This is a genomic window from Streptomyces sp. NPDC046881 (assembly GCF_040645015.1).
Taxonomy (GTDB): domain Bacteria; phylum Actinomycetota; class Actinomycetes; order Streptomycetales; family Streptomycetaceae; genus Streptomyces.
In genome coordinates, this window is the sequence record NZ_JBEYXJ010000014.1 from 84,707 (window position 1) to 107,741 (window position 23,035).

A 23,035-nucleotide genomic window follows, 5' to 3' on the forward strand; every position below is an offset into this window, starting at 1 on the left:
CTGACGTCGTGTCGAAGGAGCAGCTCATGGCCAACGTCGTCCGCGCCGCTCTGGTCCAGGCCACCTGGACCGGCGACACCGAGTCCATGGTGGCGAAGCACGAGCAGCACGCCCGCGAGGCGGCCCGCCGGGGCGCGAGGATCATCGGGTTCCAGGAAGTCTTCAACGCCCCCTACTTCTGCCAGGTCCAGGAGCCGGAGCACTACCGCTGGGCCGAGCCGGTGCCCGACGGGCCGACCGTGCGCCGGATGCGGGACCTGGCGCGCGAGACCGGCATGGTGATCGTCGTACCGGTCTTCGAGGTGGAGCAGTCCGGTTTCTACTACAACACCGCCGCCGTGATCGACGCCGACGGCAGCTACCTCGGCAAGTACCGCAAGCACCACATCCCGCAGGTCAAGGGCTTCTGGGAGAAGTACTACTTCAAGCCGGGCAACCTGGGCTGGCCCGTCTTCGACACCGCCGTCGGCAGGGTCGGCGTCTACATCTGCTACGACCGGCACTTCCCGGAGGGCTGGCGGCAACTCGGCCTGAACGGGGCCCAGCTGGTCTACAACCCGTCCGCCACCCACCGGGGCCTGTCCGCCTACCTGTGGCGGCTGGAGCAGCCGGCGGCGGCCGTCGCCAACGAGTACTTCGTCGCCGCCATCAACCGGGTCGGCCAGGAGGAGTACGGCGACAACGACTTCTACGGGACCTCGTACTTCGTCGATCCGCGCGGACGGTTCGTCGGCGACGTCGCAAGCGACCAGGGCGAGGAACTCCTCGTCCGCGACCTGGACTTCGACCTGATCGAGGAAGTGCGGCAGCAGTGGGCGTTCTACCGCGACCGCCGCCCGGACGCCTACGAAGGACTGGTGCAGCCGTGAACGACCTCTACTCCCGCCACCGCAGGGTCCTGCCGGACTGGCTCGCCCTGTACTACGACGACCCGATCGAGATCACCCACGGCGAGGGGCGGTACGTCTGGGACTCCGCCGGCCGCCGCTACCTGGACTTCTTCGGCGGCATCCTCACCACGCTGACCGCGCACGCGCTGCCCGAGGTCACCAAGGCGGTCAGCGAGCAGGCCGGCCGGATCATCCACTCCTCGACCCTCTACCTCGACCGGCCGATGATCGAACTCGCCGAACGGGTCGCCCAGTTGAGCGGCATCCCGGACGCCCGGGTGTTCTTCACGACCTCCGGCACCGAGGCCAACGACACCGCCCTGCTGCTCGCCACCACCTACCGGCGCAGCAACACCGTCCTCGCCATGCGCAACAGCTACCACGGCCGGTCCTTCAGCGCGATCGGCATCACCGGCAACCGCGGCTGGTCCCCGACCTCCCTGTCCCCGCTGCAGACCATGTACGTCCACGGCGGGGTCCGCACCCGGGGGCCGTTCGCCGGCCTGGACGACCGCGCGTTCATCGACGCCTGCGTCGCCGACCTGAAGGACGTCCTCGGCCACACCCGGCCGCCGGCCGCCCTGATCGCCGAACCCGTCCAGGGCGTCGGCGGCTTCACGTCGCCGCCCGACGGACTGTATGCAGCATTCCGTGAAGTGCTGAACGCATACGGGATCCTGTGGATCGCCGACGAGGTGCAGACCGGCTGGGGCCGCACCGGCGACCACTTCTGGGGCTGGCAGGCGCACGCCCGCAACGGCCCGCCGGACATCGTCACCTTCGCCAAGGGCATCGGCAACGGCATGTCCATCGGCGGGGTCGTCGCCCGCGCCGAGATCATGAACTGCCTGGACGCCAACAGCATCTCCACCTTCGGCGGCACCCAGGTCACCATGGCCGCCGGCCTCGCCAACCTCGCCTACCTCCTCGAACACGACCTCCAGGGCAACGCCCGGCGCGTCGGCGGACTGCTCATCGAGCGGCTGCGGGCGGTCGCCGCCCAGCTGCCCGGGGTGCGCGAGGTACGCGGACGCGGACTGATGATCGGCGTCGAACTGGCCCGGCCGGACACGGACGAGGCCGACCCGCAGGCCCTCGCCGCCGTCCTGGAGGCGGCACGGGAGGGCGGGCTGCTCATCGGCAAGGGCGGCGGCCACGACACCACCGCCCTGCGGATCACCCCGCCGCTGTCACTGACCGTCGCCGAGGCCGAGGAGGGCGCGGCGATCCTGGAACACGCGCTGAGGAGCACCTACTAGAGAACGGGTGTACGGCCATGACCACCATCCCGGAGCCCCGCCACCCCCTCGCGCCGGAACCCGCGCTCTCCGTCCGCCAGGTGCTCACCCTGGAACGGGTGCTCGCCGGGGAACCCGAGGTGGTGGCCGGCGCCGCACAGCTCGACCGGCCGGTGCGCTGGGTGCACGTCGCCGAGGCCGCCGACGTCGGCGTGATGCTGAGCGGCGGCGAGATGGTCCTCACCACCGGGGTGCTGCTCGCCGGCGACGAGGCCCGGCAGGCCGAGTACATCCGTTCCCTGCACCGGGCGGAGGCGGCGGCCGTCGTCCTCGGCCTCGGCCGGGCCTTCCCCGCGCCGCCCGAGGTGATGCGCCGGGCCGCCGAGCGGTGCGGGCTGCCCATGGTCGTCCTGCACCGGCCGTTCCCCTTCGCCGAGCTGACCGAGGAGGTGCAGTCCCGGCTGGTGCGGCGCAAGTACGCCGCGATCAGCCTGTCGGAGGCGGTACGCACCGCGCTCACCGGACTGATCACGGCCGGGGCCCCGCTGCAGCGGCTGCTCGACGAGATCGCCCGGCACAGCGGCTGCCCGGTCGTCGTCACCAACCTCGCCCACCGCGTCCTGGGCACCGCGGGGGAGCGGTCCGCGGTGGACGACGTGCTGCGCGACTGGGAGCGGATCGCCCGGCAGGCCGGCGGCGGTTCCGGCGACGGCTGGGTCCACGCCGAACTGGGCGGGCGCGGGGAGCACTGGGGCCGGCTGCTGCTGTGCGGCTACCGGGGGGATGCGGCCACCGGGCGGCTGCTCGCCGACCGGGCCGCCGAGGCCCTGGTGCTGCACCGGATGCTCGGCGGCGCCTCCGCGCACAGCTGGGAGGAGCAGTCCGCGCAGAGCCTGCTGACCGACCTCGTCTCCGGGGTCGTACCGGCCAGGCAGCTGCTGCCGCGGGCCCGGGCCGCCGGACTGCCGGTCAACCGGCGCACCTTCGTCCCGCTCGTCGTCCAGGGCCGCGGAACGGACCAGCTCGACCGGGTGCTGCGGCTGCTCGGGCTGCCCGGCATCGTCGCCGAACTCGCCGACGGCACCGCCGCCGTACTGCTCAGCCTCGCCCGCGACCAGGACGCCGACGCGCTCACCGCGCACTTCGCGACCCGGCTGCGGACCCGGGCGCCGGCCGTGGTCGCCGCCGCCGCTGCCCGTACCGCCTGGGAGGACGTGCCCGCCGGGCTGCGCGAGGCCCGACATGTCGCCGACGCCGTAGCCGGCTCCCCGGCCGCCCTCGACCTGCCGGCCGTCGTCCGCCTCAGGGACGTCCACCTGCGCGGGCTCATCCGGCTGCTGCGCGACGACCCGCAGGTGCAGTCCTTCGCCGAGCGCGAGCTGGACGGGCTGCTGTGCGACGCCGAACCGGAGCTGCTGAACGTCCTGCGCACGTACCTGGCGACGGGCCGCAACAAGTCCCGCACCGCCCAGCTCCACCACGTCTCCCGGCCGGCGCTCTACCGCCGCCTGGAGGCCATACAGGCCCGGCTGGGCGTCGACCTGGACGACTTCGAACAGGCGGCCTCCGTGCACATCGCGCTCCTCGCGCACGACGCGCAACAGGGGTGAAACATGGGACGACCTGCGACAACGGCGGTGAAACATGGCACCGGGCACACGTGACACGGTGGCACGCCCACCGCGCCCGGACGTGACACGCTGCCAATCCACCCGGCCGGCCGGGCTTTCTAGGCTCACCGCACACCGAGCTACCGGAGGTCCCGATGAGCCGAGTGATCCGTGCCGCCCTCTTCCAGACCGCCTGGACCGGCGACAAGGAGTCCATGATCCAGGTGCACGAGCAGGCGGCCCGCGACGCCGCCGCCCAGGGCGCCCAAGTCCTCTGCTTCCAGGAGCTGTTCTACGGCCCCTACTTCTGCCAGGTCCAGGACAAGGCGTTCTACGAGTACGCAGAGCGGATCCCCGAGGGCCCCACCGTGCAGCGCTTCCAGTCCCTCGCCCGCGAGCTGGGCATCGTCCTGGTGCTGCCCATGTACGAGGAGGAGCAGCCGGGCGTCCTGTACAACACCGCCGCGGTGATCGACGCGGACGGCTCCTACCTCGGCAAGTACCGCAAGACGCACATCCCCCAGGTCCGGGGGTTCTGGGAGAAGTTCTACTTCCGCCCCGGCAACAGCGGCTGGCCCGTCTTCGACACGGCCGCGGGCCGGATCGGCGTGTACATCTGCTACGACCGCCACTTCCCGGAGGGCTGGCGGGCGTTGGGCCTCGCCGGTGCCGAGATCGTCTTCAACCCCTCGGCCACCTCCCGCGGCCTGTCCCGCTACCTCTGGCAGCTGGAGCAGCCGGCGGCGGCCGCGGCCAACGAGTACTTCGTCGGCGCGATCAACCGGGTCGGCGTGGAGGACCTGGGCGACAACGACTTCTACGGCACCACGTACTTCGTGGACCCCGAGGCCCAGTTCGTCGGCGAGGTGGCGAGCGACAAGGAGACCGAACTCGTCGTCCGCGACCTGGACCTGGCCAAGCTCCGCGAGGTCCGCGACCGCTGGCAGTTCTACCGGGACCGGGCGCCGGGGGCCTACGGACCGCTGACGGCGCCGTAGGGAGACGACCCGCAGGTGACCACGGAAGGAAGGCACCCATGACCCAGCGCACCGTCATCCGCGGTGGCCTAGTCATCACCGCGTCCGACGAGATCCACGCCGACGTCCTCGTCGAGGACTCCCGCGTCGTCGCCCTCGCCGCGCCCGGTTCCCAGAACTGGAGCGCGGACCGCACCATCGACGCCACCGGGAAGTACGTCATCCCGGGCGGCGTCGACGCCCACACCCACATGGAGCTGCCGTTCGGCGGCACCTTCGCCTCCGACACCTTCGAGACCGGCACCCGGGCCGCCGCCTGGGGCGGCACGACCACCATCGTGGACTTCGCGGTGCAGAGCGTCGGCCGCACCCTGCGCGAGGGCCTGGACGCCTGGCACGCCAAGGCCGAGGGCAACTGCGCGATCGACTACGCCTTCCACATGATCGTCTCCGATGTGAACCAGGAGACGCTCAAGGAGATGGACCAGCTCATCGAGGAGGGCGTGACCAGCTTCAAGCAGTTCATGGCCTACCCGGGCGTCTTCTACTCCGACGACGGGCAGATCCTGCGCGCCATGCAGCGCTCCGCCGAGAACGGCGGCCTGATCATGATGCACGCCGAGAACGGCATCGCCATCGACGTGCTGGTGGAGCAGGCACTGGCCCGCGGCGAGACCGATCCGCGGTACCACGGCGAGGTCCGCAAGGCACTGCTGGAGGCGGAGGCCACCCACCGGGCGATCAGGCTCGCCCAGGTGGCCGGCGCGCCCCTGTACGTCGTGCACGTCTCCGCCATGGAGGCCGTGGCCGAGCTGGCGCGGGCGCGCGACGAGGGGCTCAACGTCTTCGGCGAGACCTGCCCGCAGTACCTGTTCCTGTCGACGGACAACCTCGCCGAGCCGGGCTTCGAGGGCGCCAAGTACGTGTGCAGCACGCCGCTGCGCCCCCGGGAGCACCAGGCCAGGCTGTGGCAGGGCCTGCGGACCAACGACCTCCAGGTCGTCTCCACCGACCACTGCCCGTTCTGCTTCACGGGCCAGAAGGAGCTCGGCCGGGGCGACTTCTCGAAGATCCCCAACGGCCTGCCGGGCGTCGAGAACCGCATGGACCTGCTCCACCAGGCCGTCGTCGACGGGCACATCTCGCGCCGCCGGTGGATCGAGATCGCCTGCGCCACCCCGGCCCGGATGTTCGGCCTGTACCCGAAGAAGGGCACCATCGCCCCGGGTTCCGACGCGGACGTCGTCATCTACGACCCGCACGCCGAGCAGGTGATGTCCGCCCGGACCCACCACATGAACGTGGACTACTCGGCGTACGAGGGCAGGCGCGTCACCGGCCGCGTCGAGACGGTCCTCTCGCGCGGCGTACCCGTCATCGACCGGCGGGAGTACACCGGCCACGCCGGACACGGCGTCTTCACCCCGCGCTCCACCTGTCAGTACCTCACCTAGGAGTGGCGCCCATGGACTTCGGACTCGTCCTGCAGACCGACCCGCCCGCCTCCCGCGTCGTCAGCCTGATGAAGCGGGCCGAGCGCAACGGCTTCCGCTACGGCTGGACCTTCGACTCCGCCGTGCTCTGGCAGGAACCGTTCGTGATCTACAGCCAGATCCTCGCGAACACGCAGAAACTGAAGGTCGGCCCGATGGTCACCAACCCGGGCACCCGCACCTGGGAGGTGACCGCCTCCACCTTCGCCACCCTCAACGACATGTTCGGCAACCGCACCGTCTGCGGCATCGGCCGCGGCGACTCCGCGATGCGCGTCGCGGGCCGCACCCCCAACACCCTCGCCCGGATCAGCGAGGCCATGAAGGTCATCCGCGCCCTCGGCCGCGGCGAGGAGGCCGACCTCGGCGGCACGAAGATCCGCTTCCCGTGGATCGGGGAGGGCGCCGAACTCCCCGTCTGGATGGCCGCGTACGGCCCGAAGGCGCTGAAGATGACCGGAGAGGAGGCCGACGGGTTCATCCTCCAGCTCGCCGACCTGTACCTGACCGAGTACATGGTGAAGGCCGTCAGGGACGCGGCGGCCGCCGCCGGCCGGGACCCGTCGGAGGTGACCGTCTGCGTCGCCGCCCCCGCGTACGTCACCGAGGACGACTCGCCCGAGGCCCTGGCGCACGCCCGCGACCAGTGCCGCTGGTTCGGCGGCATGGTCGGCAACCACGTCGCCGACCTGGTCGCCCGGTACGGCGAGCACTCCGCCCAGGTCCCCGAGGAACTCACCGACTACATCAGGACCCGGCAGGGCTACGACTACGCCCACCACGGGCGCAGCGGCAACCCGGACACCGCGTTCGTGCCGGACGAGATCGTGGACCGGTTCTGCGTCATCGGCCCGGTCGAGAAGCACATCGAGAAACTGACCGCGCTGCGCGCCCTGGGCGTCGACCAGTTCGCGGTGTACGACATGCACGACGCCCAGGAAGCCACCATCGACGCCTACGGCTCGCGGGTGATCCCGGCCGTCAACGCCTGACCCCCGCTCCCCGGCTCCCCCCACGCCCCCCTTGGTCTCCCCTCCCCGCCGTCGCCGGGGAGGGGGCTGGTGCCCGCACGGCCTCTCCCGATCCGCCTCTCCCCGATTGGCCAGCCCATGACCGACACCGCTCCCCCGGCCGTACCGATATCCGGCCAGGTCACCCTCCCCGACGGGCGCGTGGAACTCGCCCCCGGCACACCGCCGCCCACCGGCCGCTACGCCAACGAGGACCTGCTGCCGGTCCCCGCGGCGGGGCGCACCTGGACCACGTACAACTTCTCCGCCCTGTGGGTCGGCATGGCCCACAACACCGCCTCCTGGACCCTGGCGTCCGGGCTGATCGCGGTGGGCATGGACTGGAAGCAGGCGGTGTTCACCATCGCCCTCGCCAACCTGGTCGTGCTGGTGCCGATGCTGCTGACCGGGCACGCGGGCCCCAAGTACGGCATCCCCTTCCCGGTCTTCGCCCGTGCCTCCTTCGGCGTGCGCGGCGCCAACCTGCCCGCGGTCGTGCGGGCGCTGGTGGCGTGCGGCTGGTTCGGCATCCAGACGTGGATCGGCGGAGAGGCGATCTACTTCCTCGCCGGGAAACTGATCGGCGACAGCTGGCGGAACGCCTCGCACATCGGCGGATACGCGTGGACCATGTGGCTGTCCTTCGCGGTCTTCTGGGCCCTCCAGGTCGCGATCATCCACCGCGGCATGGAGACCGTCCGCCGCTTCGAGAACTGGGCCGCGCCGTTCGTCCTGGTCGGCGCGTTCGTGATGCTGTGGTGGATGAGCAGCAAGGCCGGCGGCGTCGGACCGCTCTTCGACCAGCCGTCCCGGCTCGGCTGGGGCGGCGCGTTCTGGAAGCTGTTCTGGCCCTCCCTCATGGGCATGATCGGCTTCTGGTCCACGCTGTCGCTGAACATCCCCGACTTCACCCGCTACGGCAAGAGCCAGCGGGCCCAGACCTGGGGCCAGGCGCTCGGCCTGCCCACCACGATGACTCTCTTCGCGTTCCTCTCCGTGCTGGTGACCTCCGGCTCGCAGGCCGTGTACGGCCGGCCGGTCTGGGACCCGGTGCAGCTGGCGGCCAGGACGGACAACGTGGTCGGACTGCTCTACGCCCTGGTCACCGTGCTGGTGGCCACCCTGTCCGTGAACATCGCGGCGAACCTGGTCTCCCCGGCCTTCGACTTCTCCAACGTCGCGCCCACGAAGGTGAGTTTCCGCACCGGCGCCCTGATCACCGCGGTCCTCGCCGTGCTGATCTTCCCGTGGAAGCTGTACTCCGACCCGCAGGGCTACATCTTCACCTGGCTCGGCCTCGTCGGCGGTCTGCTCGGCACGGTCGCGGGCATCCTCGTCGCCGACTACTGGCTGCTGCGCCGCACCCGGCTGGACCTCGCCGACCTGTACCGGGCGGGCGGCCGCTACTGGTACGCGGGCGGCTGGAACTGGCGGGCGGTCGTCGCCTTCCTGGCGGGCGGTGTCCTCGCGGTCGGCGGGGCGAGCCTCAGGCCCCTGACCGACGGCCGCCCGATCCCCGCGCTGGCCTCCCTCGCCGACTACGGCTGGGCGGTGGGCCTCGGCACCTCCCTGGTGCTGTACCTGGGCCTGACCCTGATCACCCCGCCGAGGGCGGCGTCAGGGTGAGGACGACACCGGCGGGCACGTCTCGACCGCGGCGAGGGCCTCGGCCCGGGCGAGCCGCACCGCGACCTCACCGGTGTCCGTGCGGAGCAGGAGGCGCCCGTCCCCGGTCCGCACCGGCTCGCCGCACACGACCCCCGACGGGGTGCGCACCAGGATCCGCGGACCGTCCTTCTCCGGGCCGTACCAGGTCAGCGCCACCGCCGTGACGAGCAGTGCCCCGCAGGCGATCGTCAGCGCCACCCCGCGGGTCAGGGCCCGTACCGTGCGGCGGGTCTCCATGTGATCGCCCAGGTGCAGCGCGGTGGCCGTGGCGGGGACGCCGGTGGGCAGCCGGACCCCGGCCGGCGCGCCGTGCGCCGCCCGGAGCAGCAGCAGCGCGCCGAGCGTGCCGCACAGCAGGCACAGCAGCAGCGCACCGCCCACCAGGGCGTCGTACGGGGAGGCCAGCCTCCCCACGTCGGTACGGCCCTTGACGAGGCCGAAGCCGAGCAGTCCGGCGAACAGGGCGGCGAGCCCGTTGCGCCAGGCGAGCGCCGCCTCCCGGGCCCGGGACAGCTCACCGGCGAGCAACTCCCGGGTCTGCCGGGCGGCCCGCCGGTCGGCCGGGGACCCGGGCGGCCCCGGCCGCACCCGCCAGTGCGGAGTCATCCCCGTTCCACGAGGACGTTCCAGTAGGCGCCGCAGCCCGTCTCCTCGGGCGGGCGGCCCGGATGCCCGGCCTCGCACGCGCACAGCACCGGCACGTGCGCCGGCCGGGCCCCGCGGCGCGGCGAGCGGAAGACCCGGTCGGTGTGCGTGTACGTGAAGGCACAGCCGCACCGGGGACACCGCCCGCTGAGCACGACCACACCGGCGTCCGCGGCCTCGACCCGCAGACCGGCCGTGTAGCGGGCCGCGTAGGCGTCCTGCGTCGTCTCCTGGTACGGCACGAGGGCGCCCGGCCCCGGGTTCGTCACCGCATCCCTCCCTCCCGCCACCGCGCGGACGTCCGCGACGGACCACCCAGGATGCCGACCCGGGCCCGCCCGTGCCAGGGCGGATCGGGCGGAAACCGGCCGGGAGCCGGGCGTTGTCCGGCAGGATGCCGGTGAGGTGCGCCGGAACCGGCTGCCGGGTCACCGCGACGGGCAGCATGGCGGCGGAGGGGATGACACATGAAAGAAGCCGGGACCGCGTCCGTGGCCGACCGCGCCGCCGGCGCACGCGCCCGCACCGACGGGTTCTCCGTACCGCTCGACCCGGAGGCGTACACGGGGCCGCGCGGACCGGAGCTCGACGCCCTGACCGACGAACTGGAAGCCCTCTTACGCGACATGGCGGGCGCGGAGGCAGCGGAGGGCGCCGAGGCGGCGGCGGTGGCGGCGCGGCTCGGCCGGTGCCGGGCCGTACGGTTCGTCCTCGACGGCGCCCCGGCCGACCGGGAGCGGGCGCTGCCCCTGCTGACCGGGGCCCGTACGTCCGCGCTGCTCGGCGACGAGGACCGGGAGGCCGCGCACCGGGACCTGGTGGCCCTGATCGGCTCGCGGCTCGTACGGCTCGACCGCGAAGCCCGGGGCGCCCCCGCGGACCAGTGGACCGTCGACCGGCTGATGTCCCTCGTCGCGCTCGGCACCCCGCTCACCGAGGGCGGCCCGGGCATGGTGGAGGACACCGCGCTGCTCGTCCGGCTGCTGCTGGAGCGCGAGCACCCGCGCATGCCGGCCGAAGTCCGCGCCAAACTGCGGCTGTTCGGCGAGCTGACCGACGCGCTGCAGGCCGGGGACACCGAGACGCTCGTCCGCGACGGCCGGCATCTCATCGGCACCCTGACCGACGGCGCACTGCCGGCACCGCTCGCCACCCTGCTGACGCTGATGCTCGACCACCTGGGACGGACCCCCGCCGCACCCCCGCCGCAGGAGACCGGCACCGGGCCGGCCGACGACGCCGACGACCCCGCCGGCGTCCGCGACGTCCTGACCCAGTTCCTCGCCCTGGCCGAGGTGATGTCACCGGGGACCGTCGCGGCACAGGACGTGTCCGGGCTCCTCGCCGAACTGACGGGAGAACGCGCCGCCGACGGCGAGCACACGCCCCTGCCGTCCCGGATGGTCGCCGCCCTCGTCCACGTCGCCCTCGCCATCCGCAGCGGCGACCTGGAGGGCTTCCGGAAGGCGCTCCGGCTGATGCACGAGGCGTCGGACGGCGGCGAACTCGACGGCCGCACCCACGGCGACTGGCTGCGCACCGTCGTCCCGGCAGTGCTCCTCGGGGCCGCCCTCACCGGCGGCAGCCTGCAGGACGAGGACATGGCCCGGGAACTGTTCGAGGCCCAGGAATGGGACGGCGACCCCACCAGCGCCGTCGCCGCCAACCTGCGCCTGTGCGGGGAGGTCGTCCGGCTCCAGTCGCGGCTGACGTCCGCCCTGGACCGCGGGGACGCCGGGGCGGTCGAGGACGTCGTCGACGCCCTGTGCGAACTGGAACTGGACGAGGCCTACGACGCCGCCGAGGAATGGACCGCTGTCCCGACCGCCTTCGTCCTCGGCGGTGCCTACCTGGGCCGCGTCGTGCTCGCCACGTCGGCGGACGACCGTACCGCGGCGCTGCGGGCGGCCGTGCACCACCTCCAGCGGGCCGTGGAGACCTCGGTGGACCTGCCCGTGCTGCGCAGCCTCCTGGACCTCACCTGGGCGCCGCTGCTCACCCTGACGGCGATCGCCGAGTCGGACCCGGGCCGCATCGCCGAGGGCGTACGACGCGCCCGGGCCGCCCTGGACCACACCGGCTTCACCTCCGACCTCCGGTCCAGGGCGCGCGGCGGCATCGCGCTCGCCCTGGACACCCTGCACCTGTTCACCGGGGACGCGCAGGTGCTGGACGAGGCGGTCACCGAGCTGACGCGGGCGCTGGCCGAACTGCCCGACGGCGCCCCGGGCGGCGCCGGCCTCACCTGGGACCTGGCCGCCCTGCGCGCCAAACGTGCCACCCTGGACGCGGACCCGCCCGGAGCCGGCGAGGACCTGCGCGCCGCCGTCGGTCTCGCCCGCACCTCCCTGCGGCTCTCCGCCGACGACGTCCTGCTCCAGCAGGGCGTCGGCCGCGGCCTGCGCATCGCGCGCGCGGCGGCCGACCGGGGCCGCAGAGCGGCCTTCTGGGCGCTGCGCGCCGGACTCGCCGAGGAGGCGATCGCCTGCCTGGAGGCGGGCCGGTCCCTGGTGCTCGGCGCGGCGGCCGTCTCCGCGGGCGTCGCCGACCGGCTCGCGGCCCTCGGCGAGAGCGACCTGGCCGAGCGCTGGCGCGCGGCCGCCGACCCGGGGGAGCGCGGCGACGACCGCTCCCTGCTGGAACTGTCCGCCGAAGCGAGCCGGTACGCCCCCGGCGACCTGCGCGGCCGCTCCCCGCTGGAGGTGCTCGCCGCGGCCGGCGCGGGCGCCCCCGGCCTCCCCGGTGACCTGCGGCGCCGCTCGCTGGAGGTGTTGCGGGGGCGGGGCGGGGACGACGTACAGCCCGTCGTGGCCACGGTCAGCGACCTGCGCGCCGGACTGCGGGCCACGGGCGCCGACGCGCTGCTGTACCTGGTGCCCGGCGTGGACGACCCGGACGGCACCGTCCTCGCCGTCACCGGGGACGGTCCGGTGGCCGCGCTGCCCCTGCCCGGCCTGACCCCCGGCGGACGCGCGCCGGTCGCGGCCTACCTGGCGGCCGGCGCGGACCGGCAGCGCCTGGAGGCCGCCGACCCCGCCACCGTCAACCCCAGGGAGCGGAAACGCGCCGAACGCCGCTGGCAGCGGGCCCTGGACGACATGTGCGCATGGGCCGGCGAGGTCCTCGGCCCGGCCCTGACCCACCTCGCGCTGTGGGACCGCGCCCTCGCGGAGTCCGGTCTGCCGCAGGCCCCGGCCGGCACGGGCGACGCCGTACGGCCCGGCGCCGTGCGCCTGGTCATCGTGCCCTGCGGGGACCTGGGTGTGGTGCCCTGGCAGGCGGCCGTGCTGGAGCCGCCCGCCGGGCACGGCCCGGCGCGTGCGGTACGGGCCTGCGAGATCGCCGTCCTCACGCACGCCGCCTCCGGCCGGGAGTTCCTGCGCGCCGCCGCCCGCCGGCGCATGGCCCCCGCCGACCGGCCGGCCCTGGTCTTCCACGGCGCGGACGACCTGCCGTGGGCCGAGGAGGAGATCGACACCCTGGCCGCCGTCCACTACCCGGGGGCCGTCGTGCACCGCCCCGACGAGGACCCCGCCACCCCGGAGACGGTCCTGGACCTGCTCGGCGGCCGGGCCGCCGCGCCCGCCTCCCTCGTGCACCTGGCCTGCCACGGCCTCGCCGGCCCGGACCCCACCCGGTCGGCCCTGCGCCTGGCGGCGCCGGACGAGGACGGCGAGCCGTCCGGCACCGGCGGCGACCTCACGCTGAGCGCCCTGCTGGAGACGCCCGCCGAGGGCGACGCCTTCCGCTCGGCCGGCCCCCTGGTCGTCTGCGGCGGCTGCGAGACGGACCTCACCACCCGCGACCACGACGAGGCCCTGACCCTGACCTCGGTCCTGGTGCACCGGCTCGCCGCCGACGCCATCGGCTCCCGGTGGAAGGTCGACGACATGCGCTCGGAGCTGCTCATGCTCGTCCTGCACGACGCGCTCGACCGGGGCCTGGCCCCGCCGGACGCGCTGCGCGCCGCCCAGTGCTGGATGCTCACCGCGCCGGACCGACGCCCGCCCGTCCCCGCGCTGAAGGACGTCTCGGCCCCCTGGCGGCTCACGGAGGACCTCCGCGACCGGCCCGACACCTGGGCGGGCTTCGTCCACCACGGCAACCCCGCACCGGCCCCCGCGCGGCGGCAGGAAGGAGAACGCGCATGACGTCGGAGGAACTGCTCAGGCTCCTGGAGACCCACTGGACCACCGTCGTCACCGGGCTGGACGACGACGACCTCGGCCGGGTCTCCGACGCCCTGCGGGAGATGCGCGAGGAGACGGTCGCCGGCCGTCCGGCGGCCGTCGCCCGGGCCGTGCGCCGGCTGAAGCGCACCCTGGCCGCGCTGCCGCCCGACCACCCGGTGTCCGAGGCGCTCGGCGGCCACCGCTACGCCGCAGGCGCCCGGGAACTACCCCGCCTCACCACGATCGACGCGGTCATCGGCGTGCTCGGCACCCCGCCGCCCGACCCGGCCGAACTGCTGCGGTCGGCCCGCCGCCGGCTCCTCGCCGCACCCGCGCTGACCGAGGCCGAGCACGCCGCGCTGACCGGGTCCGGCGCTACCGGACCGCCCGGCGGCCCTGGTCCGGCCACCGGCCTGATCCGGCTCCGCGACCCGGACGACGGCATCCGCTACCCCCGCTTCCAGTTCCGGCCCGGCACGGCCGAGCCGCTGCCCGTCGTCCGCCGGATCAACGTCCTGCTCCGCGCGGACCGCGACCCCTGGGGAGCCGCCGACTGGTGGCTGGGCGGCAACCGGTGGCTCGGCGGCGTCCCCGCGGATCTGCTCGGCGTGCTGCCGGACGACGCGCTGGAACGCGCCGCCGCCGAACTCGTGGGAGCGTGCTGATGGCCGGTCAGCTTCCGCCCGAGGGCGTCGCCATGACGCCGCTGCGGCACTCGCTGCCCGCGGGCACCGTGCTGTGGCGGTGCCACGAGAAGCAGTTCGAGGCCGGCGAGTTCAACCCGAACGTCGCGCACGAGTTCTTCAAGGGCAGCCGCTTCGACCCCACCGACAAGGACCCCTACCCCTACCTGTACGCCGCCCTCGACCCGGTCACCGCCCTGTCCGAAGTCCTGCTGAGGTCGGTCGAGTTCGGCGACGACGGGGTGCGCCAGATCCCCTGGGCGCAGGCGTCCCGGTACGTCCTGTCCGCGGTCCGCACCACGGCCGACCTGTCCCTGGTCGACCTCACGACCGCCGAGGGGCTGGCCGCCGTCTGGCAGGACGACTGGCTGATCGACACCACGGAGTACGCCGGCACCCGGTACTGGGTGCGGGTCATCCGCGAACGCTGCACCGGCGTGCAGGGGTTGTGGTGGACGTCCAAGCGCTGCCGGCCGCGCCCGGCGCTCCAGTTGTTCCGGGACCGCTGCCCGGCCGCGCCCCTCGACCCGCGCCCGCTGGAGTGCCTGCGGCTGGCGTCGCCGGACGACGTGCGCAAGGTCAACCGGCTGCTCGCGCCGCTGCACGCGGTCGTCTCCGTCCCGCAGGACTGAGCACCGCCGGCACGCGGCTGCCCCGGACCCCCCTCGGGGGACCGGGGCAGTACCGGTTCCGGCGTACCGCCTGCCGTCAGCGGTCCCGCACGGGGGCCGGCAGCAGCGGCCAGTTCCGCGACAGGCGCATCGCCGACTCGGTGACGGCGGTGTCCCGCGAGGCCGCCATCACCCCGTCGAGATACTCGTGGGCGGCGGCCTCGTACAGCTGGCGGGCCGCGGCGATCCGCTCGTTCGCGGCCTCCCTGCGGTCCTGCTGGCGGTCCTCCGCCGTATCCTGCGCGGCCCGCGCCCGCTCGATGGCGGCGACGTTCTCCTCGCGCCGCCCCTGCAGCTCCGCACGCCGTTCGACCGCCGTACGGTAGGCGTCCAGGAACGGGTGCTCCCGGAACAGGCCGAGCAGGAAGCCGACACCGCCCGAGAGCAGCAGCAGCGCGCAGAACAGCCAGGTCACCGTCTGGGACGACAGGTGCAGCCGGTCCACCAGGGTCGAGGTGCCCGCGGACGAACCGCCCAGCCCGCGGAAGCCCGAGGCCTGCCCGGCGGCGGGCGCCGGAGTGTCGTGCTGCATCACGAACCTGGCGCGCAGCGTGCCCAGCACCCAGGTCAGGCCACCCCACACGCCGAGCAGCGACAGGGCCGGCAGCCAGCCGTTGCGCGGCGACCCGGTCGCCGAACGCCACCGCAGCATGTGCCCCGCCAGGTGCGGCAGGATCAGCATGACGACGGCGGACGACACCGCGAGCGTCCCGGACAGGGCGTCGCCGCTGGTGCTGCCGACCCCGTGGAAGGGCTGGTAGGCGACCCAGTACACCGGTACCTCGACGGCCATGATGACGGCCAGCAGGGTCAGGGTCAGCCAGCGGGGCAGTCCCGGTCGGGTGGCCAGCCCCTCCCAGCCCTCGCCCGAGCCGATGGCGGCGGTCTCCCGCCGAGCGGCGCGGTACTCCTCCCGCAGCGCGGCGGGCGAGGTGTCGTCCGGGGCGGTGCCCGCGGTGGACACCGACTGCCAGTCGTCGCCCGGGTCCGCGCCCTCCTGCTTGCCGGCCGGCCGCCCGGGCCCGTCCTCCGGGAGGCCGGTGCCGTCCGGGTCCGCGGTGCGTCCGGGCGGCGGCGCGGCGGCGTCCGGGAAGCGGGCCCGCAGCCAGCGTTCCTCGACCCGTTCGCGCAGCCGGTCCCGGAAACGCAGCCAGCGCGAGGAGCGGAGCGCGAGGAGGTTGAGCTGGCTGCGGGCCGCCTCGATGTCCCGGCCGGCCTCCGTGAGCCGCTCGTCCAGCAGCCGGGTCTCGGCCTCGCCCGCGGTCACGGCGGTGGCTGCCTGCGCGTCCTGCAGCCGGGCCGCCTCCTCCGCGAGGTTCAGCTCCTCCTCGATCCGGTGGATCACGGTGTCCCGTACGGAGGCCAGCTCGGCGAAGTAGGGCAGCCGGTCGCCGCCGGCCAGCACCCACGGGTCCAGCGTGCGTTTGCGGCCCGCCTGCCGGCCCCTCTTGCGGGCCTCGACGAGCAGGCCGCCCTCGGCCCTGTCGTCGAGGACCAGCGGGCGGCGGCCGGCGAGCCCGGTGGTGCCCGGGCCGGCCCCGGGCCGCGCGGTCCGCTGTGCGCTCCGTCCCGGGAGCGGCAGGGCGCGGGCGAGCCGCCGGCGGCGCGGCTCGGGGATGTCAGTGCTTGTACTGGGTGTCGACACGGGCCTTGGCCCTCCCTTCGAGCGCTTCCACCCAGAAGGACTCGAAGTCGTCGGCCTCGCTGGGTTTCGCCGAGTACTGCATGCCGAGCCCGACGGGGAACACGTCCATCCCCTTGATGCCGGGCAGTCCCCGCTGCTTCACCAGCGAGTCGATGACCTTCGTCCGCTTGGCCTCGGTCGTCAGGTCCTGGTGGGAGAGCACGAACTCCGGGTCGGACTGGTCGAAGTCGCTCACCACGAGCAGCTTCGCCGTCCCGCCGTCGTGGCGGACGCCCTCCCCGATGCGGGCCAGGGCCCCCCACACGTCCGAACCGTTCTGTCCGCGCGCACACTTGAGTTCGGCGAGCGCCGCGACGGCCGCGTCATTCCGGGCGGCCGCGCGCTGCACCTTCTGGTCGGTGTTCGCGTCGTGCGGCGGGTCGAGGTCCACCCGGCCCTGCCGGCAGGAGGAGCTGCGCGAGGAACGCGTGATGGGCGCGAAGTCCACGGTTCCGCACTTCTGGTCGGTGAGGAACTCGACCAGGCTGTCCTTGAGTTTGGACTCCGAGTCGAATCCCTGCTTCACGGCGGCGGCCGACCCCGAACCGTCGACGACCACCCCGCAGGGCGTGGTGAGGGCCTCCTCCTGCTTGCTGCAGGACACGAGCGCGGCGAGCGAGCACACCAGCGGGACGACGACGGCGAGCCGGCGGGCGGCGCGGACGGGGGACCGGCGGGCGGTCCGGGCCGAGTGATGCACGATGACGGTCCTTGGCCTTCCTGGGAGCGGCGGACGGGGAACGGGCGCCGGGGAACCGGGGTACGGCGAGCCGGAGTGGGGCACGCCGGGGGACGGGGAGCGCACGGCGTGCGGCCGCGAGGCGGTCATCGCCCGCGGACGCCGCTCGGGGCGCCGCCGCGTGCCGCCTGGTGGTCGAGGATGTGCAGCGCCTGCGCGACGGCCGACGGGTCGGTGTCCCGCCCGGCCCGGTCCGGGGCGTACCAGCGGTCGCTCAGCAGGCCGTCGTCCAGGTGCGCCCAGGTGCGGTCCAGGGTGATCTCGCCGGGCAGCCAGCCGGTGGGCCGGGTCCCGCCGACGTGGCCGTCGCGCTGGGTGCGGGTCCAGGCGGCGTCCCAGTAGCCGGCCATCAACTGGTTGGCCTCGTCGGCGAGTTGCTGGGCCTGCTGCCGGCAGACGGAGGCGGCCGCGCGCCACTCCCCGACCATCTGCCCGAACCGGGCGAGCGCGGCCGGCGCCGGCTCGCCGCGCACGGTGTACTGCGTCACCACGCGCACCGACTCCGCCTGGATCCGCACGTGCAGTGCGCGGTGCGCGGCGAGGGTGCGCGAACGCAGCCGTGCGGTACCGCGCCGCACCTGTGCGCGCAGCCCCAGGATGTAGGGCGGCAGGCCGTCGTCGTCCGGTGTGCCGCCCGCGGCCGCGTCCGTCAGGAACTCCCGGAGACCGGCCGCGTCCCGGCGGCCGTGGAACCGGGCGCGTGCCGAGGAGAGGCGCCGGATTCCCGGCCGCCGGACCCGGACATTTATTCGAGCTTTGTTGATCATTTTCGAAGTGCCCCCATTCGTCGCGGGCGGTCCGGGTGGGAAGGCGCCGCGATGGGGAGAGAGTAGCGGAGTAAAACCCCCCGGGGGACACGTGTTTTGAGAGGAACCGATCATTCCTTGTGGCGTTTCCGGAAAACAACCGGAACCCGCCCGGCGCAGAGCCGGAAAGAAACCTTTCGGCAATTGCGGGCGGCGCTCGGCGCACTGGATACTCCAAGCCGGTGCGAGGAGGAGATGCCGTGGAATTGCGCCTCGACGGGACGCACTACCCGTTGGAAACACTGGGCCCGGGAAAACGGCTCGGCGTCTGGTTCCAGGGGTGCTCCCTGGCCTGCCCCGGATGCATGTCCCGGCACACCTGGGACCCGGCGGCCGGGACGTCCACGACGGTCGCGCAGGTGCTCGCGCTGTGGCGGCGGGCCCTCGCCGACGGCGCGGACGGCCTCACGGTCAGCGGCGGCGAGCCCCTGCAGCAGGCGGCGGCGCTCGCCGAACTCCTCGCCGGAGCGGCCCGCCTGCGGGACGGGGCCCGGCGCCGCGTGGGGAGCGCCGGGCCCCACCCCGCCGACCTGCTGGTCTACACGGGGTACGAGCCCGAGGAGCTGACGCCGGAGCGGCGCGGCGCCCTCGACGGAGCCGACGCGGTGATCACCGGCCGGTTCCGGGTGGCGGAGCCCACCCGGCTGGCCTGGCGGGGCTCGGCCAACCAGCGGATCGTCCCGCTGACCCCGCTCGGCACCGCCCGCTACCTTCCGTACCTGACCCGGGAGGCACCGGGCCCGCGGCTGCAGACCGGCCCCGCCGGGAACGGCGAGGTGCGGTTCTACGGCGTCCCGCTGCGCGGTGAACTCACCGAGCTGGAGCGGCGGCTGGGGGAGGGCGGAGTGCGCTTCACGGGGCGGAGCTGGCGGCCGTGACGAGGCGGGCGTGGCTCTCCTCCGGGGTGACCAGCAGCACCGACCAGGACGGGTCGCGGCGCAGCTCGGCCCGGAGCGCGTCGAGCAGCCGGCGGGCCACCGTCTCGACGGGCAGTCCGCCCCGGCCGGACCCGAGCAGCGGGAAGCAGATCGAGGACATCGGCAGAGAGAGGAACTCGCTCTCGTGGCGGGCCAGTTCGAAGGACGTACGCACGACCTCGCCGAGCACGGCGGGGGACACGTGGTAGCGGTCGCCGTCCCCGACCGGGGTGGCGATCGCCGCGTGGTGGATGCGCCGTACCCCGTGGGCGGCCAGCGCGCCGGACGAGGTGGCGACGACCGTGCCCGGCCGCACGGGCATGCCCGTCCTGCCGTGCGTGCGCAGCCACACGCCCAGTTCCCGGGACAGCACGTCGTCCACGATCTCGCCCGAGGCGTCCCGCAGGGCCGCGGCCCGGCGCAGCGCCCCGGAGACCGTGGGCCGGAAGGTCTTGGACATCTCCAGGTAGGTGTTCTCCGAGGAGACCAGGACGTCCACGTCCCGCACGTCCTCGATCGCGCAGACCCGGACGGTGATCCGGCCCGCCGGCGCCACCGGCGCCGCGGCGACCGGCCGGGCACCCCGGCGCCGCGCCGGGACCCCGGCGCCGGGCGGCGCGGCGGCCACCGGTGTCCCCGGCCCGCCCGCCGCACCGATCCGTCGGGCGGCGCCCGCACCGGTGACCGCCTCCCGGGCGACGGCCAGGACAGCGGCCGCCAGTTCGGCGATCACGTCGTGCTCCTGGCTCTTGCGGAACCGTTCGGTGGTCACGCCGTAGACCCCCGCCGCCGCCTTGCGCCGGTCGGTGCCGGGCACCCCGCGGCGCGCGGCGAAGATCCCGAAGGAGTGGGCGGCGGCCCGGGCCAGCGGATCGCAGGAGTCGTCGTCGCGCACCGGGTGCCCGCCGGCCAGCCGCCGCACCGCCGCGCCCAGCAGTTCCTCGATGCCGGTCTGTTCGTCGTCGGGCCCGGTGCACAGGCCGGCCGCGACGGCGGCCGAGCGCAGCGCGTCCCGGGTGCAGTGGCGCAACCCGGGCAGACCGCGCCGCCTCAGTTCCCTGAGTTCGGCGACGAGACTTTCGTGCGGGGGCAGGGGGCACATGATGCGCATCGTAGCCCCGGCCGGGGATTCACTGAAGATCCGGGAAACTCCCGTTCGCGGGAAGGGAATCGGGATATGTTCTTCGTCCCGCGGCCCGCGCACCGGGCCGGTTCCCTTCGCATTGTGGCCCCCCGGTTCACCCAGCGCGTTTCCCGGAAGGCCGGTACATGACGACCACGCCGCCCACTCGATTCATCGACCCCGACGACGGGGGTTTCACGAATGCCAGACGCACGGAGACCCGCCCGGTCCGCGCCGAGGTGCCTCCCGAACTGGCCGACCGATTCGTACTCGTCGCCGTGCTCCGCGCGGCCCTGCAGCCCGCCGGGGCCGTCGTCCTGCGCGTCCGCGACCTGACGGCCCGTCACTGCGCCGCGGAGATACCCCTGGTCCTCAAGTGGTACCACCGGCTGCACGCCCCCGACCCGGCGGTGGAACGGGAGCTGCGCGAACTCGCCGAGGGTCCGGCTCCCCGGGTGGAACGGCTCCTGGAGACCGGCACCGCCCACGGACACCCCTGGCACCTGTACTGGTCGCACGGCGAGGAGACCCTGGAGAAGTACCACGAGGACCACCCCGACGGCCTGCCGCCCGAAGCCGTCAAAGCCGTGGTGCAGCAGCTCTGCGACGCCGTCACCGCGCTGCACGAACGGGGCGTCGTCCACCGGGACATCACCCCCGACAACATCATGGTGCCCACGCGCCGCGGTGACCGGGCCGAGCTCGTCCTCGTCGACTTCGGCGCCGCCGTCCACCGGCCCGACGAGGCCCTGGAGTTGCGCACCGACTGGCGCGGCAAGCCCCTCTACCTCGCCCCCGAGGCCGGATCGCGGTGGCAGACCGTCTCCGAGGCCGGCGACTGGTGGTCGGTCGGCATGATCGTCGCCCAACTGGCGCTCGGCAGACACCCCGTGGAGTTCCGCCGGGACGAGGAGGTGGTCGCGGAGATCGCCACGCACGACCCCGACGTCGGCGGCATCGCGCACCGGCGCACCCGCCTGCTCTGCGAGGGCCTGCTGACCCGGGCCCCCGAGGACCGCTGGCAGGCGAAGGAGGTACGGGCATGGCTGGACGACAAGAACCCCGACGTCGCCCCGCGCACCGACGGGCGGATCTTCCCCGACGACCCCACCCGCCCCGCGATCGACCCGTTCCCCTTCATGGGACAGGAGTTCACCGGGACCGAGGGGCTCGCCCTGCACCTGGACCGGAACCACGTGTCGGCGGCGCGCATGCTGGCCGACGACACGGACCGGGCCCGGCTGGTCGAGTGGCTCGGCCAGTTCGAGACCGTCGGCGACCGCAGCCCCGGGGAACTGGACCGGCTCGCCGGCCTGCGCGAGAAGCTGGCACAGCCGCCGCCCACCGGGGTGGTCGTGGAACTGCTCAACTGGCTCGGCCCCGCCCTGGACGTCACCTGGCACGGAGCCCCCCTGGACGCGCGCAACATGCGCCGGCTGTGCCAGGGCGCCCGCGACGGACACGCCGACGCGGTGGCGCTGCTCCGGCACCTGGCCGCCCATCCCGAGGTGCTGACCGGACTCGCCCAGCGGCCCGGCGGCCACGGACTGGACGAGACGGACCGCGCCTGGCGGGTCCTGCGCGCCCGGTGGGCGCCCACCGTCCAGGAGCTGCGCCGCGACCGCCGGGACCGGGCCGCCCTCCGACACACCGTGGCGGTGGACGCCTGGCTGCTGCAACTGGCCCGCGAACCGGACCGCACCCGGGAGCGGCTCACCACCCTGCTGCTGGGGCTGCGCGCCGGGTTCCCGGAACCCGTCCCGTGGTTCGACGCGCTGCTCTCCGTACCGGACGACGAACTGCGCCTGGTCGCCGCCCTGCTGCTCGGCGACCGCGCGATGCAGGACGCACAGGAACTGCGGCGCCACCGGGCCGAGGAGGAGTACGCGCGGCTGCTCGCGGCGGACCAGGACGGCCTCAGGACCGTGCTGCGCCGGCTGGACCGCCTGCCCACGCTGGGCTGGGCGCTGCTCGGCGCCGTCCTCGTCACCGCGCCCTGGACGTTCGTCATCGGCCTCGCGGACGTCTTCGGCCGCGCCTCCCAGGAGGCGGTCGTCACGGGCTGGCTGCTCGCGCTGCCCGCCGCCGCGTTCGTGTTCGTGGTCGAGCTGTGGACCGCCGTGTACATCGGACCGCCGTTCTACCACCCCACGTGGTCGCTCGCGGGCCTGCTGATCCGCAGCGGGGAGCGGCCCGGCCGGCTGGCCCGGACCCGCGCCGGCCGCTGGGCCGGGGCGGCGCTGCTCGTCCTCGCCGGCGTCCTCGGCATCTACGCGCTCGCCGTGGTGCCGTGGCTGTGGCCGCTCGCCTCCGCGGTCGCCGTCGCCGCCTGGAGCCTCCGCCGCGGCTGGGCCTGGCGGCGCCTGCGGCGCGAACACCGCGCACGGCGCGAGGCCCGCCGCCGCGGCCGGCCCTGGCGGTCCGGCCCGCACGACCGGCGCGGACCCGTGCGCCTGGCCCGCGACGCGTGGCACCGCCTGTGGCAGACGGCTCGCGGACGGGCCGCGGAGTGGTGGCGCCGGGTGCGGCAGGGGCCGCTGCGGCGGGCCGGGGAGCGGTGGCGCCGGGTGCGGCAGGGGCCGCTGCGGCGGGCCGGGGAGTGCTGGGGCCGGGTGCGGCGGGCGGGGGGGGGGCGGGCGCCGGGGGCGGCGCCCCCCCCAGCCCAGAACAACAGATGTCTGGTGTGGGGGTGGCCCCCACCCCCCCGCG

At 74.4% G+C, this 23,035-nt stretch carries 18 protein-coding genes (1 of these 18 only partly in view); 12 read left to right on the forward strand and 6 right to left on the reverse strand.

Going from position 1 to position 23,035, the window contains the following annotated elements:
- The first annotated feature begins 26 nt into the window (after positions 1–26).
- The 7 genes from ABZ923_RS10185 to ABZ923_RS10215 all read left to right on the forward strand — a co-directional run bounded on the left by ABZ923_RS10185 (position 27) and on the right by ABZ923_RS10215 (position 8,844).
- Entirely contained in the window at positions 27–869 is an 843-nt protein-coding gene (locus tag ABZ923_RS10185; protein ID WP_361469245.1) for a nitrilase-related carbon-nitrogen hydrolase, read from the forward strand.
- Complete coding sequence (locus ABZ923_RS10190; RefSeq protein ID WP_361469248.1) at positions 866–2,149, forward strand: aspartate aminotransferase family protein; 1,284 nt, start codon at positions 866–868, stop codon at positions 2,147–2,149. Before ABZ923_RS10185 ends, ABZ923_RS10190 begins: the two co-directional genes overlap by 4 nt.
- 17 nt (positions 2,150–2,166) lie before the next feature.
- A complete protein-coding gene (locus ABZ923_RS10195; protein WP_361469251.1) occupies positions 2,167–3,738 on the forward strand; it encodes a PucR family transcriptional regulator in 1,572 nt (523 codons plus the stop codon).
- A 155-nt stretch (positions 3,739–3,893) separates the two neighbouring features.
- Positions 3,894–4,736, forward strand: a complete 843-nt coding sequence (locus ABZ923_RS10200) for a nitrilase-related carbon-nitrogen hydrolase (RefSeq protein ID WP_361469253.1) — start codon at positions 3,894–3,896, stop codon at positions 4,734–4,736.
- A gap of 38 nt (positions 4,737–4,774) precedes the next feature.
- Complete coding sequence (hydA, locus tag ABZ923_RS10205; RefSeq protein WP_361469256.1) at positions 4,775–6,169, forward strand: dihydropyrimidinase; 1,395 nt, start codon at positions 4,775–4,777, stop codon at positions 6,167–6,169.
- Positions 6,170–6,180: 11 nt separating this feature from the next.
- Positions 6,181–7,200: a TIGR03842 family LLM class F420-dependent oxidoreductase gene (locus ABZ923_RS10210; RefSeq protein ID WP_361469259.1), complete on the forward strand. Its 1,020-nt coding sequence runs from the start codon at positions 6,181–6,183 to the stop codon at positions 7,198–7,200.
- A 117-nt stretch (positions 7,201–7,317) separates the two neighbouring features.
- Complete coding sequence (locus ABZ923_RS10215) at positions 7,318–8,844, forward strand: NCS1 family nucleobase:cation symporter-1 (RefSeq protein ID WP_361469261.1); 1,527 nt, start codon at positions 7,318–7,320, stop codon at positions 8,842–8,844.
- Here the strand turns inward: ABZ923_RS10215 and ABZ923_RS10220 are convergent.
- Entirely contained in the window at positions 8,836–9,492 is a 657-nt protein-coding gene (locus ABZ923_RS10220; RefSeq protein ID WP_361469263.1) for a hypothetical protein, read from the reverse strand. The genes ABZ923_RS10215 and ABZ923_RS10220 overlap by 9 nt on opposite strands.
- Positions 9,489–9,800, reverse strand: a complete 312-nt coding sequence (locus ABZ923_RS10225; protein ID WP_361469265.1) for a hypothetical protein — start codon at positions 9,798–9,800, stop codon at positions 9,489–9,491. The genes ABZ923_RS10220 and ABZ923_RS10225 overlap by 4 nt, the downstream gene beginning before the upstream one ends.
- A 198-nt stretch (positions 9,801–9,998) precedes the next feature.
- Between ABZ923_RS10225 and ABZ923_RS10230 the strand changes: the two genes are divergently transcribed.
- From ABZ923_RS10230 to ABZ923_RS10240, 3 genes are read left to right on the forward strand one after another with little or no spacing between them, the layout of a single operon-like run.
- Entirely contained in the window at positions 9,999–13,682 is a 3,684-nt protein-coding gene (locus tag ABZ923_RS10230; protein WP_361469268.1) for a CHAT domain-containing protein, read from the forward strand.
- Positions 13,679–14,368 (forward strand): hypothetical protein, encoded by a 690-nt coding sequence (locus ABZ923_RS10235; RefSeq protein ID WP_361469270.1) that lies wholly within the window; start codon positions 13,679–13,681, stop codon positions 14,366–14,368. Before ABZ923_RS10230 ends, ABZ923_RS10235 begins: the two co-directional genes overlap by 4 nt.
- The gene (locus tag ABZ923_RS10240; protein ID WP_361469273.1) at positions 14,368–15,018 is read left to right on the forward strand and encodes an RES family NAD+ phosphorylase; all 651 of its coding nucleotides are present in this window, start codon (positions 14,368–14,370) and stop codon (positions 15,016–15,018) included. Before ABZ923_RS10235 ends, ABZ923_RS10240 begins: the two co-directional genes overlap by 1 nt.
- Before the next feature lie 76 nt (positions 15,019–15,094).
- On the opposite strand, the gene ABZ923_RS10245 is transcribed toward ABZ923_RS10240, so the two are convergent.
- The 3 genes from ABZ923_RS10245 to ABZ923_RS10255 all read right to left on the reverse strand — a co-directional run bounded on the left by ABZ923_RS10245 (position 15,095) and on the right by ABZ923_RS10255 (position 18,247).
- Positions 15,095–16,702: a hypothetical protein gene (locus tag ABZ923_RS10245; protein ID WP_361469274.1), complete on the reverse strand. Its 1,608-nt coding sequence runs from the start codon at positions 16,700–16,702 to the stop codon at positions 15,095–15,097.
- Entirely contained in the window at positions 16,677–17,441 is a 765-nt protein-coding gene (locus ABZ923_RS10250) for a hypothetical protein (protein ID WP_361469276.1), read from the reverse strand. The genes ABZ923_RS10245 and ABZ923_RS10250 overlap by 26 nt, the downstream gene beginning before the upstream one ends.
- Before the next feature lie 125 nt (positions 17,442–17,566).
- On the reverse strand, positions 17,567–18,247 hold the full coding sequence (locus tag ABZ923_RS10255) for a hypothetical protein (RefSeq protein WP_361469278.1): 681 nt from the start codon (positions 18,245–18,247) through the stop codon (positions 17,567–17,569).
- Positions 18,248–18,486: 239 nt separating this feature from the next.
- Here ABZ923_RS10255 and ABZ923_RS10260 point away from each other — a divergent pair, with 239 nt between their 5' ends.
- The gene (locus ABZ923_RS10260) at positions 18,487–19,164 is read left to right on the forward strand and encodes a 4Fe-4S single cluster domain-containing protein (RefSeq protein ID WP_361469280.1); all 678 of its coding nucleotides are present in this window, start codon (positions 18,487–18,489) and stop codon (positions 19,162–19,164) included.
- Here ABZ923_RS10260 and ABZ923_RS10265 read toward each other — a convergent pair.
- Positions 19,139–20,305 (reverse strand): macro domain-containing protein, encoded by a 1,167-nt coding sequence (locus tag ABZ923_RS10265; protein WP_361469282.1) that lies wholly within the window; start codon positions 20,303–20,305, stop codon positions 19,139–19,141. The genes ABZ923_RS10260 and ABZ923_RS10265 overlap by 26 nt on opposite strands.
- A gap of 167 nt (positions 20,306–20,472) precedes the next feature.
- Between ABZ923_RS10265 and ABZ923_RS10270 the strand changes: the two genes are divergently transcribed.
- A protein-coding gene (locus ABZ923_RS10270; protein ID WP_361469284.1) for a protein kinase crosses the window boundary here: on the forward strand, positions 20,473–23,035 show its 5' portion. 1,736 nt of this gene lie beyond the right edge of the window; 2,563 of the gene's 4,299 nt are visible here — the first part of the coding sequence; the start codon lies at positions 20,473–20,475; its stop codon lies beyond the right edge, outside the window.